The sequence below is a fragment of the Romboutsia faecis genome (assembly GCF_014323405.1).
In the GTDB taxonomy this organism is placed as follows: Bacteria; Bacillota; Clostridia; order Peptostreptococcales; family Peptostreptococcaceae; genus Romboutsia_E; species Romboutsia_E faecis.
Map to the genome: position 1 here is coordinate 17669 of NZ_JACRWE010000007.1, position 17754 is coordinate 35422.

Here is a 17754-nt window from a genome sequence, read left to right on the forward strand (position 1 = left end):
ACATATAAATATCATATTTATAATATGTAACCAATGATTAAATAATCATACCTACTATATAGTATATAGTTATAAGGTTTAAAAATTGTTATATACTAAAGAATAATTATCAAATTATAAATGCTTGACAGAAAAATTAAAAAATAGTAACATATAGTTAATTAATAAACAGAATATAAATTGATTTTAATAAATATGAAAATATTTATTACCTTATCAAGAGTGGCAGAGGGATAGGCCCTGTGAAGCCCGGCAACCGCCCGAAAGGGAAACGGTGCTAAATCCTACAAGATTTTATAATCTTGAAAGATGAGGTTAGTTAATTAATGCATAAAATTTGTGATAATTAGCCTCTTCTTTTTAAGAAGAGGTTTTTTTATTTTTATACTTTTATATGCAAATTAATATAAACTCAGAAAATAAACAAAATAAATATAGAACTAAGAAAATTTAAAGGAGGAAATAAAAATGGCAAGACATTTATTTACATCAGAATCAGTTACAGAAGGTCATCCAGATAAAATATGTGATCAAATATCAGATGCAATACTAGATGCTTTATTAGAAAAAGATCCACTATCAAGGGTAGCATGTGAGACAACTGTTACAACAGGGTTAGTTCTAGTTGCGGGAGAAATAACTACATCGGCATATGTTGATATTCCTAAACTAGTAAGAAATACTGTTGAAGAAATAGGATATACAAGAGCTAAGTTTGGATTTGACTGTAATACTTGTGCTGTTATAACATCTATAGATGAGCAATCAGGGGATATAGCTATGGGTGTTGATGAAGCTTTAGAAAATAAAGTTGGAGAAGAAACAGAAGATGAAATAGAAAAAGTAGGTGCTGGAGATCAAGGTATAATGTTTGGTTTTGCATGTAACGAAACAGAAGAATTAATGCCACTTCCAATATCTTTAGCTCATAAATTAGCAAGAAGATTAACTGAAGTTAGAAAATCTGGATTATTAGATTACTTAAGACCAGATGGAAAAACTCAGGTTACAGTTGAATATGATGGAAATAAAGCTGTTAGAGTACATACAGTTCTTATATCTACTCAACACTCAGAAGATGTAGACAATAATACAATAAGAAAAGATTTAATAGAACAAGTAATAAAGCATGTGATACCTGCTGAATTGCTTGATGAAGAAACTATGATATATATAAACCCTACAGGAAGATTCGTTATAGGAGGACCTCAAGGGGATACAGGACTTACTGGTAGAAAAATAATAATAGATACTTATGGTGGATACTCTAGACACGGAGGGGGAGCATTCTCAGGAAAAGATCCTACTAAGGTTGATAGATCAGCTGCATATGCTGCAAGATATGTTGCTAAAAATATAGTAGCAGCCGGACTTGCTGATAAGTGTGAAATAGAATTAGCTTACGCTATCGGGGTTGCTAAACCATTATCAATATTTATAGATACTTTTGGAACTGGAAAAGTTTCAGAAGAAAAATTAGTTGAATTAGTAAATAATAATTTTGACTTAAGACCAGGAGCTATAATAAGAGATTTAGATTTAAGAAAACCTATGTATAAGCAAGTTGCTGCTTATGGACACTTTGGAAGAACTGACTTAGATTTACCATGGGAAAGAACTGATAAAGCAGAAGCATTAAAACAACAAGCATTAAAAGCATAATAATAGATAAGGGCTGTTTCAAATTTGAATTTGAAACATGCCCTTTATTTTATTGTTTATAAAATGTATAATAATTACAAATTAAGTATATTATAAAAACACTATTTGTTTGTAGGAGAAAAGATATGGAAAGATTAGAAGGAATGATAAGTGATATAGTATTTAAAAATGAAGAAAATGGATATACTATAGCTCATTTAGCCAACAGCATGGATGATATTGTAATAGTAGGATGTATGCCGACTTTATCAGTAGGAGAGAGTATAGAGGTAGAGGGAAAATGGGTAAATCACAAAACTTATGGAACTCAATTTGAAGTAAGTAAATTTATGCCGGTTATACCATCTTCATTAGAAGGAATATATGCCTATTTAGCATCCGGAATGATACATGGTATAGGTGAAAAAATGGCTAAAAGGATTGTTGATAAATTTGGTGTTAGTACCTTAGATATAATACAAAATAATCCAGAACGTTTAGAAGAAGTAGAAGGTATTGGCGGTAAAAAATTAAAACAAATAGTAAAAAGCTATGAAGAAAATAGAGAACTGAGAAATATAATAATAGAACTATCTCCATATGGTATAACTCCTAATTACTGTTTAAAAATATACAAAAAATATAAGAATAAATCGATAGAAGTTATTAATAAAAATCCATATAAACTAGCAGAAGATATAAGAGGTATTGGATTTAAAATAGCCGATGAAATAGCTAATAAAATAGGAATAGATAAATATTCAGATGATAGAATATGTCAAGGTATCCTGTATGCTTTAAATCAATCATTAGGAAGTGGACATACTTATTTACCAAAATCCATTTTGATACAAGAGGCTAAAAAAATATTAGATGTAGAAGCATCTATGATAGATAATTGCATTATGGCATTAGCATACGATCAGAAAATTCACTTAGAACAATTAAACAATCAACAATTGATTTATTTGATGCCATATTATATGTCTGAGAATGGAGTATGTAAACAAATAATAAAGCTATCGCAATGTGAGTTCGATGATTTAAATATTGATATAGATGAAGAGATTAGATCTTTAGAAAAAGAAGAAAATATAAAGTTAGCGAATAACCAAGTCTTAGCAGTTAAAGAAGCTATTAATACAGGGGTATTGGTAATTACGGGTGGCCCAGGTACTGGTAAAACTACAACTATAAATACAATAATTAAAATATTTGAAAATAATAAGAAGAAAGTTGTTTTAGCGGCTCCAACAGGTCGTGCTGCGAAAAGAATGAGTGAGACATCTCAAAGAGAAGCTAAAACTATACATAGATTGTTAGAAATGGGATTTGCAACAGATAGTGATGACTTAATGTTCTTAAAGAATGAAGAAGATCCTATTAATGCAGATGTAATTATTTTAGATGAAGTATCAATGGTAGATGTATTACTGATGTATAGTATGTTAAGAGCTATAAAGCCAGGGACAAGGGTGATATTGGTTGGAGACAGTGATCAGCTACCATCAGTAGGAGCAGGTAATGTCCTAAAAGACATAATAGAATCTAACGTTATTAATGTAGTTAAATTAAATGAAATTTTTAGACAAGCTCAAGAGAGTATGATAGTAGTAAACGCTCATAAAATAAATAAAGGAGAGCCATTATTCTTAAATTCTAAGGGAAAAGATTTTTTCTTTATAAGAAAAAATACTAATGAAGAAATTATCGATGAAATAGTAGAAATAGTTAGCGAAAGATTACCTAAGTTTTATAAACTTGATAAATTGAAAGATATACAAGTGCTAGCATCTATGAGAAAAGGAGATGTTGGAGTAACTAACCTTAATATGGCATTGCAAAAAAGTCTAAATAAACCTGAGAAGTTTAAAGTTGAAGAAAATTTTGCAAAGAGAATATTTAGAGTTGGTGATAAGGTAATGCAAATAAAAAATAACTACACTAAAAAATGGGAAAGTGAAGATAGAAAAGATAGTGGAGAAGGTATATACAATGGAGATATTGGATATATATACCACATAGATAAAGAAAATAAAAAAGTCCATGTATTATTTGACCAAGTAAAAATTGTTGATTATACCTATGATGAGTTAGATGAATTAGATCATAGTTTTTGTACAACTATACATAAAAGCCAAGGAAGTGAATTTCCTGTAGTGGTTATACCAATAACTTGGGCTCCACCTATGTTGTTAAGTAGGAACTTACTATATACAGCGGTTACTAGAGCGAAAAAATTAGTTGTACTAGTAGGAGATGTTAAATACTTAGAGTATATGATTAAGAACAATAGAACTAATGACAGATATTCAAATTTAGCAAATAAGTTAAATAAATTTAAACAAGAAGGGCTGTTGTTAAAATAAAATGAGTTTTTATGAAGTGTTAAATTTTGTTTTAGATTTTATTTATCCAGAAAATATAAGTTGTATACTATGTGATAAACCTATAAAGAAAGTAAATACATATTCATTATGTAAAGATTGTTTTAAAGAGTTAAATTTTATACAAGATGGCTGTATTAAATGTGGGAAGCCAATAATATATCATTCATTAGAAAAAATAGATATATGTGGATGCAGTTATTGTTTTAATAAAAGTTTTTATTTTGATAAATCTATATCATGTATAGAGTATAGTGACATTAGTAAATCTATGATACTAGGATTTAAATATAAAAATAAAACTTATATGGCTAAATATATATCTAATATAATGAAAGAAAAATTAGACTTAGAGAACATTGAATTTGATTATATTACATTTGTACCACTTCATAAAAAAAGAATGAGAAAAAGAGGATTTAATCAATCTGAAAAAATTGCTAAGGAACTGAGTAAAATCATAAATATACCAATATTAGATTGTATATATAGGAAGTCAAATACTAATAGACTATACAATTTAAATAGACAAGAAAGAAAAATAGAATTAAAAAATGCTTTTTTAGTTAAAGAAAATATAAATTATGCTAATGGTAAGAATATTTTATTAATAGATGATATATTTACAACTGGCTCAACGGTAAATGAAATATCGAAATTATTAAGGTTAAATAATGTAAATAGAATATTCGTAATGACTTTACTAACGAAGAGTAATGATAATTATATAAAAGCAGAAAATTAGCTTGACATATAATTAGAAAAATAATAAAATAAATAGGTAATATTTTAGGTCTGTGGTTGAAAGTCCAAGCCAGTTGCAGGCAAAAGGATCCACGTAAGTTAATCCTAAAAATGGGATTGATGATCATGGTGCAGCTTAGAAGTAAGTCCTACCGGTATTAAATCGAGAGAGTTAGTAGTGCGGCAAACCCAAGCAAAACCTCCAGTAGGCGAGTGTGGGGTCAAAAACCAGGTCAGCTAAATATTCAAAAGTACCTTTATTAGGTGCTTTTTTTTATGCAAAAAATTATAATATTAAACCAATATCAAATATTGACATATTATGTTGAAAGTTGACAACAATACACATATTAATAACAGTATATGCAAAAATATGTGGATATGTATATATTGATAAATAGCCTAAAATACACATTCATTAAAGTTATTAACATATTTATTCACATTATCCACAGGATATGTTCTTGAAATTAATCCACATATAAACAAGATAAAAATTAAATAATATTCTTTAATATTTTATTCGACAGTATATAAAATTAATAAAAGCTAACAATAAAAATAAAGGATTACATAAGTAAATGAAGAATATATTTATAAAGTATAAATTAATTTTATACTGCTATAACTGAAGGGAGATGTTCTTATGAATATAATAATATCTGGTAAACAAATGGATTTAACTAGTGGAATAAAAGGAGCAATTGAAGAGAAAATAGGTCGATTAGATTATTACCTTCACCCAGAAACAGAAGTAAAAGTTACAGTAAGCGCTAGGAAAGCTCGTCATACAATAGAAGTAACAATAATCCCTATAAGTGGACCAATTATTAGAGCCGAAGATAGTGAAGAAAGTTTATATGCTGCTATAGATATCGTATATGATAAGTTAAATAAGCAATTAAGAAAATATAAAAATAGATTGCAAGATAGACATCAGTCAAATGAAAGTATAAGATTTGATGGTGTTGATTTAAATAATGAAGATGATTTTGATGATGAAGATGAAAGTTTAGATATAGTAATAGAAAGAAATAAAAAATTTGATATGAAACCAATGAGTGCAGAAGAAGCTGTGTTACAAATGGAGTTAATAGAACATGAATTTTATATGTTTAGAAATATAGATACTGATGAAATATCTGTAGTTTATAAACGTAAAAATGGTGGATATGGGATGATAGAACACGAATAATAAAATTTGAAATGAAAAAGCTACCAATAATTTTATTGGTAGTTTTTTATTTATATGTACGATAAGTAATTATAAATATTTTTTGTTAGTTATACTATGATTTATATAATTTGTAGATACGGTCAATATTAATATTAAATATAGTATTTTTATGGTAAAATATATAATAGTAATAATATATGGACGAGGAGAGATGCCAACGATGGGTTTTTTAGATAATTTATTTAATATAGCAGATAAAAGAGAATTGAAAAATTTTAATAAAACAGTTGATAAAATAGATCAGCTTGAACCTAAATTTGAATCTATGTCAGATAAAGAGCTTAAAGAAATGACTAATATATTTAGAGATAGATTAGATAAGGGAGAAACAGTAGATGATATATTACCGGAAGCTTTTGCAGTAGTAAGGGAAGCGTCTAAAAGGGTATTAGGATTAAGGCATTATAGAGTTCAGCTTATAGGTGGAATAGTTCTTCATCAGGGAAGAATAGCTGAGATGAAAACTGGTGAAGGGAAAACATTAGTTGGAACAGCTCCAGTTTATTTAAATGCCCTTTCTGGTAAAGGTGTACATGTAGTTACAGTAAATGATTACCTAGCAAAACGTGACAAAGAGCAAATGGGAAAAGTATATGAATTTTTAGGTCTTACTGTGGGGGTAATCGTTCATGGACAAAATCCAGCAGTTAGAAAAGCTCAATATGAATGCGATATAACTTATGGAACGAATAATGAATATGGATTCGATTACTTAAAAGATAACATGGTAATTCATAAAGAACAAAAAGTTCAAAGACCTTTAAATTATGCAATCGTAGATGAGGTAGACTCAATACTAATAGATGAGGCAAGAACTCCTCTTATAATATCTGGACCTGGGGACAAATCAACACATTTATATTCAGATGCTAATACATTTGTATTAACGTTAAAACCAGATGATTATGAATTGGAAGAAAAGCAAAAAGCTGTGGCATTAACAGAATCCGGAATACAAAAAGCAGAAGTTTATTTTAATGTTGAAAATATAACGGATATATCTCATACAGAGTTATACCATCATATAAACCAAGCATTAAAAGCTCATACAATAATGAAGCGTGATGTTGATTACGTATGCAAAGATGGAGAAATAGTAATAGTTGATGAATTTACAGGAAGACTTATGTTCGGTAGAAGATACTCAGAAGGATTACATCAAGCAATAGAAGCTAAAGAAGGATTAAGAATTCAAAGAGAGTCTAAAACATTAGCAACAATAACATTCCAAAATTACTTTAGAATGTATAAGAAACTTTCTGGTATGACAGGTACTGCAAAAACAGAAGAAGAAGAATTTAAAGCAATATACAAAATGGATGTTGTTCAAATACCAACAAATAAAGAAATATTAAGACAAGACTTAGCAGACTCTGTTTATAAGAATGAAAAAGGAAAGTTTAATGCAGTAGCAGAAGATATAATTGAAAGAAATAAGAATAAACAACCAGTATTAGTTGGTACTGTATCTATAGAAAAATCAGAATTATTATCTCAACTTCTAAAAAGAAGAGGAGTTAAGCATGAGGTATTAAATGCTAAGCATCATGATAAAGAAGCTGAAATAATAGCTCAAGCTGGTAGATTAGGAGCGGTGACTATAGCAACTAATATGGCAGGTCGTGGTACAGATATAGTTCTAGGTGGTAACCCTGTGTTCTTAACTAAGAAAGAAATGAAAAGGTTAGGTTACAATGAAGACATAATAAATAAAGTGGATTCACCTTTAGAAGTACAACAAACAGAAGAAAATGAAGAATTATTTAAGGCAAGAGCAGAATATGAAAATTTATTTAATAGATTCAAGAAAGAATCTGAAGCTGAACAGCAAGAAGTTTTAAATGCTGGTGGACTTGCTATAATAGGTACAGAAAGACACGAATCTCGTAGAATAGATAATCAGTTAAGAGGTCGTGCAGGCCGTCAAGGTGACCCAGGTAGTTCAAGATTCTATATAGCATTAGATGATGATCTTATGAGATTATTCGGAAGTGAAAGAATACAGGGAGTTGTAGAAAAAATAGGTCTTGAAGAGGACATGCCTATAGAGCATAAGATGTTAACTAAATCTATAGAAAGTGCTCAAAAGAAGGTTGAAGGAAAGAACTTTGGAATAAGAAAGCACGTACTTCAATATGATGATGTTATGAATAAACAAAGAGAAATAATATATGCTGAAAGAAGTCGTGTATTAGAAGGTGAAAATCTAGATGAACAAATACAATCAATGGTAAAAGATATAATTATAGAAGCAGCTGATATAGCTGTTAAAGAAAATGGAATTGATACAGAGGTATTTAAAGCTCATCTATATGCTATATTCATGCCGAAGGGAAGTATTGAGATAGAGAATATAGAAAAGCTTTCTAAAGAAGAACTTGTAGATCAAGTGTATGAGATAGCGCATAAAATTTATTCAGCTAAAGAGGAGCAAATAGGTTCTGAGAGAATGAGAGAAGTGGAAAGAGTTATACTTCTTCAATCAGTTGATAGCCATTGGATAGATCATATAGATGCTATGGACCAATTACGTCAAGGTATAGGTCTTCGTGCTATAGGACAACAAGATCCAGTTGTTGCATATAAAATGGAAGGTTTTGATATGTTTGACGATATGACTAAGCATATACAAGAAGACACTATTAGATACTTATTCAATATAACTATAGAGCAACCTGTTGAAAGAAAACAAGTTATAGATGTTGATCATTTATCTTCAAGTGCAACTGATGAACCAGGTAACAAAACTGTTAAAAAGGACGAAGAAACAGGAAGAAATGACTTATGCCCATGTGGTAGTGGTAAAAAATATAAAAAATGTTGTGGAAGATAATTTTGGAGGTTTAAATGTTAAATATACAAGAGTATAGACATAGTATAGACAAAATGTCTTCAAATCTAAAAGAGATGAGGGACTCTCTTTGACATTGCTTCATTATTAGTTGCAATTGAACAAAATGAGGAAGAGATGAATAAACAAGAGTTTTGGAATGATAATGAAAAAGCTCAAAAAGTTATTCAAGAAAATAAATCCCTAAAAGATACAGTTGAAGAATACAATCAATTAAGTGAAAGTTTAGAAGAAATAGAACTATTAATAGAAATTGGATTAGAAGAAAGTGATGATTCAATTTGTAAGGAAATAGAAAAGAGTATAGATAATCTTGAAAAGGATATAGATAATATGCGAATAAAAACTCTTTTAAGTGGGGAGTATGATAGAAATAATGCGATATTATCTATTAATGCAGGTACAGGAGGACTAGATGCTCAAGATTGGGCTCAGATGCTTCTTAGAATGTACACAAGATGGGGAGAAAGAAAAGGATATAAGGTTAGACTCTTAGATATACTTTCTGATCCAGAAGCAGGTATAAAAAGTGCTACCTTATTAATCGAAGGGTTGAATGCTTATGGATATTTAAAAAGTGAAAAAGGCGTTCATCGTATAGTTAGAATATCTCCCTTTGACCCATCGGGTAAGAGACACACATCCTTTGCATCTATAGATGTTACTCCTGAACTTGATGATAGTATAGAAATAGAGATTAATCAAAGTGATTTAAAAATAGACACATATAGAGCTTCTGGTGCTGGAGGCCAGCATGTAAATACTACAGACTCCGCAGTAAGAATTACACATATTCCTACAGGAGTTGTAGTTCAATGCCAAAATGAAAGATCTCAGCATATGAACAAAGATAGAGCTATGAGAATGCTTATGGCTAAACTTATTGAGCTAAAAGAACTAGAGCAAAAAGAAAAAATTGAAGATATTCAAGGTAAATATTCTCAAATAACTTGGGGAAGCCAAATAAGATCGTATGTATTCCAACCATATAAAATGGTAAAAGATCATAGAACTAATGCAGAAATAGGAAATGTAGATAGTGTTATGGATGGTAATATAGATTTATTTATAAATGAGTATCTTAAAATGAATAAAATCAAAAAATAATTCAAATAAGGCTGGAGAATTTAATTCTTGAGCCTTATTTTAAAATTTTAATTTGAATAAATTTAATTTATGGAAAGAAGGATGTATTGTGGATATAAATCAAATATTAAAAACAGAATTTAACTTAAAAGATGAGCACATAAATAACACAATAAAGTTAATTGATGAAGGTAATACAATACCATTTATAGCTAGATATAGAAAAGAAATGACAGGTGCTATGAGTGATGTAACATTAAGAGAATTAAATGATAGATTAACTTATTTAAGAAACTTAGAAAGTAGGAAAGAAGATGTTAGCAGAATAATTGAAGAGCAAGGAAAACTAACAGAAGAAATAAATAAAAAAATAGCAAAAGCTAAAACTCTTCAAGAAGTAGAAGATATATATGCTCCATTCAAACAAAAGAAAAGAACAAGAGCTACTATAGCAAAAGAAAAAGGCTTAGAAAAATTAGCAATGAGTATTCTTAATGAAAAAATAGCTAATATAGAAATAGAAGCACAAAAATACATAAATGAAGAAAAAGAAGTAAACTCAGTAGAAGATGCATTAAAAGGTGCAAGAGATATAATTGCTGAAATAGTTTCAGATGATGCAGATGTTAGAAAATATATAAGAGAGCTTGCATTAAGAGAAGGTGTTATAGTTACTAAAAATGCTACTGATGAAAAGTCAGTATACGATATGTATTATGATTATAGTGAAGGAGTTAAAAATATTGCCCCACATAGAACATTAGCAATTAACAGAGGAGAAAAAGAAAATTTCTTAAAAGTAAAATTAGAAATAAATAATGATAAAGTATTAAATTATATTATAAATAAATATATAAATAATGGGAATATATCAAATAAAGAAGAAATTGTACAAGCAATAGAGGATTCTTACAAGAGATTAATATTCCCTTCTATAGAAAGAGAAGTTAGAAATTCTTTAACGGAAGTAGCTCAAGAAAGAGCTATAAATGTATTTGGGCAAAATGTAAAAAGTTTATTACTACAACCACCAGTTAAAGGAAAGGTAGTAATAGGATTTGATCCAGGGTTTAGAACTGGATGTAAGGTTGCTGTAGTTGATAAGAATGGTAAGTTTTTAGATTATGCAACAGTTTATCCAACTGAACCTAAAAATGATGTAGAGGGTACAAAGAAAACTTTAAAAGATTTTATACATAAATATGATGTAGATATAATAGCTATAGGAAATGGTACAGCATCAAGAGAATCAGAAAGTATTATATCTGATATGATAAAGGAAATTGATAAAGAAGTACAATATGTAATAGTAAGTGAGGCTGGCGCATCTGTTTATTCAGCATCAGAGCTTGCTAATGAGGAACATCCGGATGTGGATGTATCTATAAGGGGGGCGATATCTATAGGTAGAAGACTACAAGATCCATTAGCAGAACTTGTAAAAATAGATCCAAAGAGTATAGGTGTTGGTCAATATCAACACGATTTAAATCAAAAAAGACTTGAAGGTGTATTAGACGGAGTAGTGGAAGATTCAGTAAATAGTGTTGGACTGGATTTAAATACAGCATCTTACTCTTTACTTGAACATATTGCAGGTATAAGTAAAACTATAGCTAAAAATATAATTGCTTATAGAGAGGAAAATGGAGCATTTACATCAAGAACTCAATTAAAGAAAGTAAAAAGATTAGGGCCTCAAGCCTTTACTCAATGTGCAGGGTTTATGAGAATATCAAGTGCTAAGAATCCTCTAGATAATACTGGAGTACATCCAGAAAGTTATGATATATGCAAAAGCTTATTAGAGATGATAGGTTACTCTTTAGAAGATGTAAAAAATAGAAATATACAAGATATTGATGAAAGAGTACAAAAAATAGGTATAATGGAAATAAGTAAAATGTTAGAAGTAGGGGAAATTACTCTAAGAGATATAATTGCAGAAATTAAAAAACCAGGAAGAGATCCAAGAGAAGAAGGGATTAAACCTATACTTAGAACGGATGTATTAAAAATAGAAGATATAACAGAGGGTATGATATTAAAAGGAACTGTAAGAAACGTAGTAGATTTTGGAGCTTTTGTTGATATTGGAATAAAAAATGATGGTTTAGTTCACAAATCTCAAATGAGTAATAAATTTGTTAAAGACCCTATGGATGTAGTTACGGTAGGAGATATAGTTGATGTAAAAGTTATTGGCATCGACTTAGACAAGAAAAGAGTTTCTTTATCAATGAAGATGTAAGAATCTCTAGGAGGAGGTTGAAATGATTTTAATAAAAAATGGAACTATAGACACAATAACTAATGGTGTATTTGTAGGAGATATTCTTATAGAAGGAAAGAAGATAGCAAAAATAGAAGAAGAAATTGAAGTTTCAAAGGATATGCAGGTCATAGATGCACAAGGAAAATTTGTTTTTCCAGGATTTATAGATGCTCATACTCATCTAGGTTTATGGGAAGATGGTATGGGGTTTGAAGGTGCTGATGGAAATGAAGAAACAGATCCTATAACTCCTCAATTAAATCCAATAGATGGTATAAATCCTATGGATAGAACTTTTGAAGAAGCTGTAGCTGGTGGTATAACGGCTGTTTGCACAACACCAGGAAGTGCAAACGTAATGGGTGGAGAATGTATAGCAATTAAAACTCATGGTAGAAGAATAGACAATATGGTTATAAAAAACCCTGTTGCATCAAAAATAGCATTTGGAGAAAATCCAAAGAGTTGTTATGGAAGAGATGAAAAAACTCCTCAAACTAGAATGGCAATAGCTTCTTTATTAAGAGAAAATCTTAAAAAAGCAGAAGAATATTTAGAAGAGATAGAGTTATACGAAGAACATGAAGATCATGATAGACCAGAGTATGATATAAAGATGGAAAGCTTAATACCGGTATTAAGAAAAGAAATTCCATTTAAGGTTCATGCACATAGAGCTGATGATATGTTTACAGCTATAAGAATAGCTAAAGAGTTTGATTTAAGACTTACCTTAGATCATTGTACAGAAGGTCATCTTATAGCAGAGGATTTAGTTGAAGAAGGATACCCTGTGATAGTTGGACCATCTTTATCTGAAAGATCTAAGATAGAATTAAGAAATCTAACTTTTGATACTGCAGGTATTTTATCAAATGCAGGAGCTCGAGTTTCTTTAATGACAGACCATCCAGTTATACCAATACAATATCTTCCTATATGTGCAGGTATTGCAGTTAAACATGGTATGAAAAAGGATAAAGCTATAGAAGCTATAACAATAAATCCAGCAAAAACTCTAGGGATAGAAGATAGAGTGGGTTCTATAGAGGTTGGAAAAGATGCTGATATAGTTATTTGGGATGGATGTCCTTTAGAAATACAAAGCAATGTATTATTTACTATAATAGATGGAAAAATAGTTTATAAGAGAGCTTAATTAACTCATAAATTTTCGTATAAAAAATAAATTTTATTTTTAGTTGAGTTGACAATGAAATAAAATTTAATTAGTATATAAGTATAAATTAAATAGAAATATGAAATCTTCGGGGCAGGGTGAAATTCCCTACCGGCGGTTATAGCCCGCGAGCTACATTTGTAGCATGATTTGGTGAGATTCCAAAGCCGACAGTAAAGTCTGGATGAGAGAAGATGGTTAAAAGCGTAAACTAATAGATTATTATTAGTATACAAACTATATCCATAAAAATAAGCTCGAAGAATAATTTCTTCGAGTTTTTTAATTTCCGGATTTTTTTATTTCTAATTTATTTAAATTTTTATTTAAATATATTGGGAGGTAATTTTATGCAAGGAACAATTAAAAAAAACAAGTCAATTTCTGTAAAAACGTTAGCTAAAATAGGTATATTAGCAGCAGTAGCATACATACTTATGTTCATATCGGTTCCATTACCAATATTTCCAAGTTTCTTAAAGTTGGATGTATCAGATATACCAGCAATATTTGGTGGAATGGCAATGGGACCTTTAGCAGGATTTATAATTGCGCTTATAAAGAATTTACTTCAAATAGGAGCAACTTTTACTGGTGGAGTAGGAGAAATAGCAAATGCAATCATAGGTGGAACTTATGTAGTTATAATATCTTATGTTTATAAAAAAAGAAGTAATTTAAAAGGTGTACTTATAGGATCATTATTAGGAATAATAGGGATGACTGCTATGGGATGCTTAGCGAACTATTTTGTGGTAACACCGATATATGGTCAAGTATTTGGAAGTTTAGATGCAATAATAGCTATGGGAAGTGCAATAAATCCAAGAATACATGATTTGTTTACCTTTGTAATATGGGTGTATGCACCATTTAATATAATAAAATCAAGTATAATAACTATATGTATATTACCTTTATATAAAAAGATGAATAAACTATTAAAAAAATAGAATAAAAAAGCTTATGGAATAAGTTTCATAAGCTTTTTTTAATTTATAAAAATATTCTAAGGTCATCAAGAAACTTTTCTTGTGATTTAATAATGTCTTTTGCAAGACCTTTAACATCGTTATTAGCATTAGGATATTTATTTAAATATCTATAAATAGACTTTATACCCATATTGCATCCGTCAGTCATTAAATCAGCTATTTGTTCATCTACATCGCTTCCTTGTAATAACTTAATATTTGTTTTAAACCAACTCATAGTTTTTGCTATAGGATTAGGTTCTTTACCAGAATCATGAAATTGATTTAAATACTCATGAGTTTTATCTCCAAGATTTTTATTATCTTCTAAATACTTATTTAAAATATTACGAAGATCATCATTTTTCACGCGATCTATAACTTCATTTATTGATTCAACTCCCATTTTTATACCAGCATTACATTCGTTTAAGAGTTTTATAGTATCGTCACTAGGCATATTAAGAACTCCTCCTTATATTTAATTATTTATTTTATTATTTATCTAAATATAAATTATTATTCTATGTAATACAGTATAAAAATATATTAATTTATAGCAAATGTAAAGATATTAACTATTTGCTGTGTAAAATTTTGATTAAAGTTAATTATTATAATATAATAATATTTATCAAATTAATAAATACTTAGAAATATAATGGAGATGAAGTCATGGTTAAAATATATTTGGACGGAGAAGAACAAACTAAAGAAATAGGATATAAACTAGGAAAATTACTTACGCCAGGAAGTGTGATTTGTTTAATAGGAGACTTAGGAGCAGGTAAAACTACTATGACTCAAAGTTTAGCAAAAGCTATTGGCGTAGATGATTATATAACTAGTCCTACTTTTACAATAGTAAATGAATATGAAGGAAATATGCCTTTATACCATTTTGATGTTTATAGAATCGGAAGTAGTGAAGAAATGTATGATATTGGGTATGATGAGTATATAAACTCAGATGGTGTGTGTATAATAGAATGGGCTAACTTAATAGAAGATATACTTCCTGATGAGTATTTAGATATAGAATTAAGTTATAAAGATATGGGAAGAGAAATGATATTAAAACCAGTTGGAGAAAAATATAAAAAAATTGTTGAGGAGCTGACAAAATAATGAAAATACTAGGTATAGATACATCTTCAAATGCATCGAGCGTTGCTGTAATTGAAGATAATAAATTAATATGTGAATATACTGTAAATACAAAAACAACACATTCTCAAAAGCTTATGCCAATGATAGAAAATATGTTATCAATGAGTCAAGTAAATATAAAAGATATAGATGCTATAGCAATATGTATAGGACCTGGTTCATTTACAGGACTAAGAATAGGTATGGCAACTGCAAAAGCAATAGCACATGTGAATAATTTACCTATAATAGGAGTAAATTCATTAGAAATATTAGGTGGAAATATGAATCTTTGTGATAAGAAAATATGCTCTATACTAGATGCACAAAGAAATCAAGTTTATACAGGAAGATATAAATTTGAAGATGGAAATATAGTTGAAATACAGCCAGTAGATGTAGTTGAAATAGAAAATCTATTAGAAGAAATATCTAATGATAACGAAGAATGGATTTTAGTTGGAGAAGCTGTTTATAAGTATGAAGATGAGATAAAAGAGATAAAAAATATAAAAGTACCCGCTCCATCACACAATGTGACAAAAGCAAGTAGCTTATGTTCTATTGCTAAAGAAAAGTATAATAAAAATATAGATGTTCATAATTGTTACGATATAAATCCAATGTATATAAGGAAATCTCAAGCAGAGGTTCAATACGAAGAGAAGATGAAGAGGTTAGATAATGGTAAATAATCTTGTAATAGAAGAAATGAAAGTTGATGATATTGATGGAGTTTTTGAAGTAGAGAAAAGTTGCTTTGAAGATTATTGGTCAAAAGATTCATTTAAAAAAGAATTATCTAATAATCTAGCTAAATATCTTGTGGCAAAGGTAGATGGAAAAATAGCAGGTTATGTGGGGATATGGTTTGTAGTAGATGAAGGTCATATAACAAATGTAGCAGTGCATGAAGATTATAGAGGTAAAAAAATCGGAGATAAATTAATAAATGAATTAGTACAAGTATGTAAAGATAATAAAATTGTATCAATGACATTAGAAGTAAGAGCTTCAAATAAAATTGCTCAAAACTTATATAGAAAATACGGATTCAAGATGGCTGGGATTAGGAAAGAATATTATAGTAATAATAAAGAAGATGCCATAATAATGTGGAATGATATAAAAGAGGTGTAAGAATGAAAGATGTAATAACATTAGCTATAGAAAGTAGTTGTGATGAAACATCAGCAGCCATATTAAAAAATGGTAGAGAAGTTTTATCAAATATAATATCAACTCAAATTGAAACACACAAAAAATTCGGTGGAGTAGTACCTGAAGTGGCATCAAGAAAACATATAGAAAGTATTGATGAAGTTGTACAAGAAGCCTTAGATACAGCTAACATGGATTTTAAAGATATAGACCATATAGCAGTAACATATGGACCAGGACTTGCAGGAGCTCTTTTAGTAGGTCTATCACATGCGAAAGCATTAGCTTATACATTAGATATTCCGTTGGTAGGAGTTAATCATATAGAAGGGCATGTTAGTGCAAACTATATAGAACATAGAGATTTAAAGCCTCCATTTATAACTTTAATAGTATCAGGAGGGCATACTCATTTAGTTGAAGTTAAAGATTATGGAGTTTATGAAATATTAGGTAGAACAAGAGATGATGCATCTGGAGAAGCATTTGATAAAATAGCTAGAGCTATGGGACTTGGATATCCAGGTGGACCAATAATAGATAGATTAGCTAAATTAGGTAATAAGTATGCGATAGAATTCCCAAGGGCCCATATGGATGAAGAATATGACTTTAGCTTTAGTGGGCTTAAGTCAGCAGTATTAAACTATTTAAATGCAAAAAAAATGAAGAATGAAGAAATAATAGTTGAAGATGTAGCAGCATCTTTCCAAGAAGCAGTAGTAGAAGTATTATCAAGCAAAGCAATAAAAGCAGCTTTAGATAAAAATTACAAAACAATAGCTTTAGCGGGAGGTGTTGCATGTAACTCATCACTTAGAGAAAAAATAACTGAAATGGCTAAAGAACATGGAATTGAAATTAAATATCCACCATTAGTATTATGTACAGATAATGCAGCAATGATAGGGTGTGCAGGATATTACAGTTACATAAACGGAAGAAGAGATGACATGTCACTAAATGCTGTACCAGGCTTAAAAATAGGTCAAAAATAAAAAAAGTGACTACCATTTGCAGAATTTTTACATCTGCATGGTAGTCACTTTTTATTTTTTACTCGAGCGGT

General features: G+C 29.4%; 14 protein-coding genes and 2 riboswitches. Of the genes, 13 read left to right on the forward strand and 1 reads right to left on the reverse strand.

Annotated elements, in window-relative coordinates; all coding sequences use genetic code 11:
* Positions 1–210 precede the first annotated feature (210 nt).
* Positions 211–316: riboswitch (SAM riboswitch) on the forward strand.
* A 152-nt stretch (positions 317–468) separates the two neighbouring features.
* From metK to H8923_RS13480, 9 genes are all read left to right on the forward strand, one after another.
* Positions 469–1662 (forward strand): methionine adenosyltransferase, encoded by a 1194-nt coding sequence (metK, locus tag H8923_RS13440; RefSeq protein WP_153972460.1) that lies wholly within the window; start codon positions 469–471, stop codon positions 1660–1662.
* 125 nt (positions 1663–1787) lie between these two features.
* Complete coding sequence (gene recD2 / locus H8923_RS13445) at positions 1788–4010, forward strand: SF1B family DNA helicase RecD2 (protein WP_153972461.1); 2223 nt, start codon at positions 1788–1790, stop codon at positions 4008–4010.
* Positions 4011–4026: 16 nt separating this feature from the next.
* Positions 4027–4773, forward strand: a complete 747-nt coding sequence (locus H8923_RS13450) for a ComF family protein (RefSeq protein WP_317982878.1) — start codon at positions 4027–4029, stop codon at positions 4771–4773.
* Between the two features lie 645 nt (positions 4774–5418).
* Complete coding sequence (gene hpf, locus H8923_RS13455; RefSeq protein ID WP_153972463.1) at positions 5419–5967, forward strand: ribosome hibernation-promoting factor, HPF/YfiA family; 549 nt, start codon at positions 5419–5421, stop codon at positions 5965–5967.
* Positions 5968–6169: 202 nt separating this feature from the next.
* Complete coding sequence (secA, locus tag H8923_RS13460; RefSeq protein WP_153972540.1) at positions 6170–8842, forward strand: preprotein translocase subunit SecA; 2673 nt, start codon at positions 6170–6172, stop codon at positions 8840–8842.
* Positions 8843–8856: 14 nt separating this feature from the next.
* A protein-coding gene (gene prfB, locus H8923_RS13465; protein WP_153972464.1) for a peptide chain release factor 2 occupies positions 8857–9967 on the forward strand; the annotation gives its coding sequence in 2 pieces (ribosomal slippage) (positions 8857–8931 and positions 8933–9967; 1110 coding nt in all).
* Positions 9968–10055: 88 nt separating this feature from the next.
* Complete coding sequence (locus H8923_RS13470) at positions 10056–12197, forward strand: Tex family protein (protein WP_317982879.1); 2142 nt, start codon at positions 10056–10058, stop codon at positions 12195–12197.
* Between the two features lie 22 nt (positions 12198–12219).
* On the forward strand, positions 12220–13380 hold the full coding sequence (locus H8923_RS13475; protein ID WP_153972466.1) for an amidohydrolase: 1161 nt from the start codon (positions 12220–12222) through the stop codon (positions 13378–13380).
* A gap of 101 nt (positions 13381–13481) precedes the next feature.
* Positions 13482–13601, forward strand: a riboswitch (FMN riboswitch).
* Positions 13602–13751: 150 nt separating this feature from the next.
* Complete coding sequence (locus H8923_RS13480) at positions 13752–14354, forward strand: ECF transporter S component (RefSeq protein ID WP_153972467.1); 603 nt, start codon at positions 13752–13754, stop codon at positions 14352–14354.
* A gap of 43 nt (positions 14355–14397) precedes the next feature.
* Here H8923_RS13480 and H8923_RS13485 read toward each other — a convergent pair whose 3' ends face one another.
* Positions 14398–14835, reverse strand: coding sequence for a hypothetical protein (locus tag H8923_RS13485; protein ID WP_153972468.1), 438 nt, complete (start codon positions 14833–14835; stop codon positions 14398–14400).
* Between the two features lie 215 nt (positions 14836–15050).
* Here H8923_RS13485 and tsaE point away from each other — a divergent pair, with 215 nt between their 5' ends.
* Genes tsaE through tsaD form a run of 4 tightly spaced genes read left to right on the forward strand, consistent with a single transcriptional unit; the run spans position 15051 to position 17683 of the window.
* Positions 15051–15503: a tRNA (adenosine(37)-N6)-threonylcarbamoyltransferase complex ATPase subunit type 1 TsaE gene (gene tsaE, locus H8923_RS13490; RefSeq protein ID WP_153972469.1), complete on the forward strand. Its 453-nt coding sequence runs from the start codon at positions 15051–15053 to the stop codon at positions 15501–15503.
* Positions 15503–16219: a tRNA (adenosine(37)-N6)-threonylcarbamoyltransferase complex dimerization subunit type 1 TsaB gene (tsaB, locus tag H8923_RS13495; RefSeq protein WP_153972470.1), complete on the forward strand. Its 717-nt coding sequence runs from the start codon at positions 15503–15505 to the stop codon at positions 16217–16219. Before tsaE ends, tsaB begins: the two co-directional genes overlap by 1 nt.
* On the forward strand, positions 16209–16664 hold the full coding sequence (rimI, locus tag H8923_RS13500; protein ID WP_243139980.1) for a ribosomal protein S18-alanine N-acetyltransferase: 456 nt from the start codon (positions 16209–16211) through the stop codon (positions 16662–16664). Before tsaB ends, rimI begins: the two co-directional genes overlap by 11 nt.
* Positions 16665–16666: 2 nt before the next feature.
* Complete coding sequence (gene tsaD / locus H8923_RS13505) at positions 16667–17683, forward strand: tRNA (adenosine(37)-N6)-threonylcarbamoyltransferase complex transferase subunit TsaD (protein WP_153972471.1); 1017 nt, start codon at positions 16667–16669, stop codon at positions 17681–17683.
* Positions 17684–17754: the final 71 nt, after the last annotated feature.

Bases quoted from the DNA above. Each gene is read 5' to 3' on its own strand.
- metK (WP_153972460.1), top strand. From the start codon at position 469: ATGGCAAGACATTTATTTACATCAGAATCAGTTACAGAAGGTCATCCA.
- recD2 (WP_153972461.1), top strand. From the start codon at position 1,788: ATGGAAAGATTAGAAGGAATGATAAGTGATATAGTATTTAAAAATGAA.
- hpf (WP_153972463.1), top strand. From the start codon at position 5,419: ATGAATATAATAATATCTGGTAAACAAATGGATTTAACTAGTGGAATA.
- secA (WP_153972540.1), top strand. From the start codon at position 6,170: ATGGGTTTTTTAGATAATTTATTTAATATAGCAGATAAAAGAGAATTG.
- H8923_RS13475 (WP_153972466.1), top strand. From the start codon at position 12,220: ATGATTTTAATAAAAAATGGAACTATAGACACAATAACTAATGGTGTA.
- H8923_RS13480 (WP_153972467.1), top strand. From the start codon at position 13,752: ATGCAAGGAACAATTAAAAAAAACAAGTCAATTTCTGTAAAAACGTTA.
- H8923_RS13485 (WP_153972468.1), bottom strand. From the start codon at position 14,835: ATGCCTAGTGACGATACTATAAAACTCTTAAACGAATGTAATGCTGGT.
- tsaE (WP_153972469.1), top strand. From the start codon at position 15,051: ATGGTTAAAATATATTTGGACGGAGAAGAACAAACTAAAGAAATAGGA.
- tsaB (WP_153972470.1), top strand. From the start codon at position 15,503: ATGAAAATACTAGGTATAGATACATCTTCAAATGCATCGAGCGTTGCT.
- rimI (WP_243139980.1), top strand. From the start codon at position 16,209: ATGGTAAATAATCTTGTAATAGAAGAAATGAAAGTTGATGATATTGAT.
- tsaD (WP_153972471.1), top strand. From the start codon at position 16,667: ATGAAAGATGTAATAACATTAGCTATAGAAAGTAGTTGTGATGAAACA.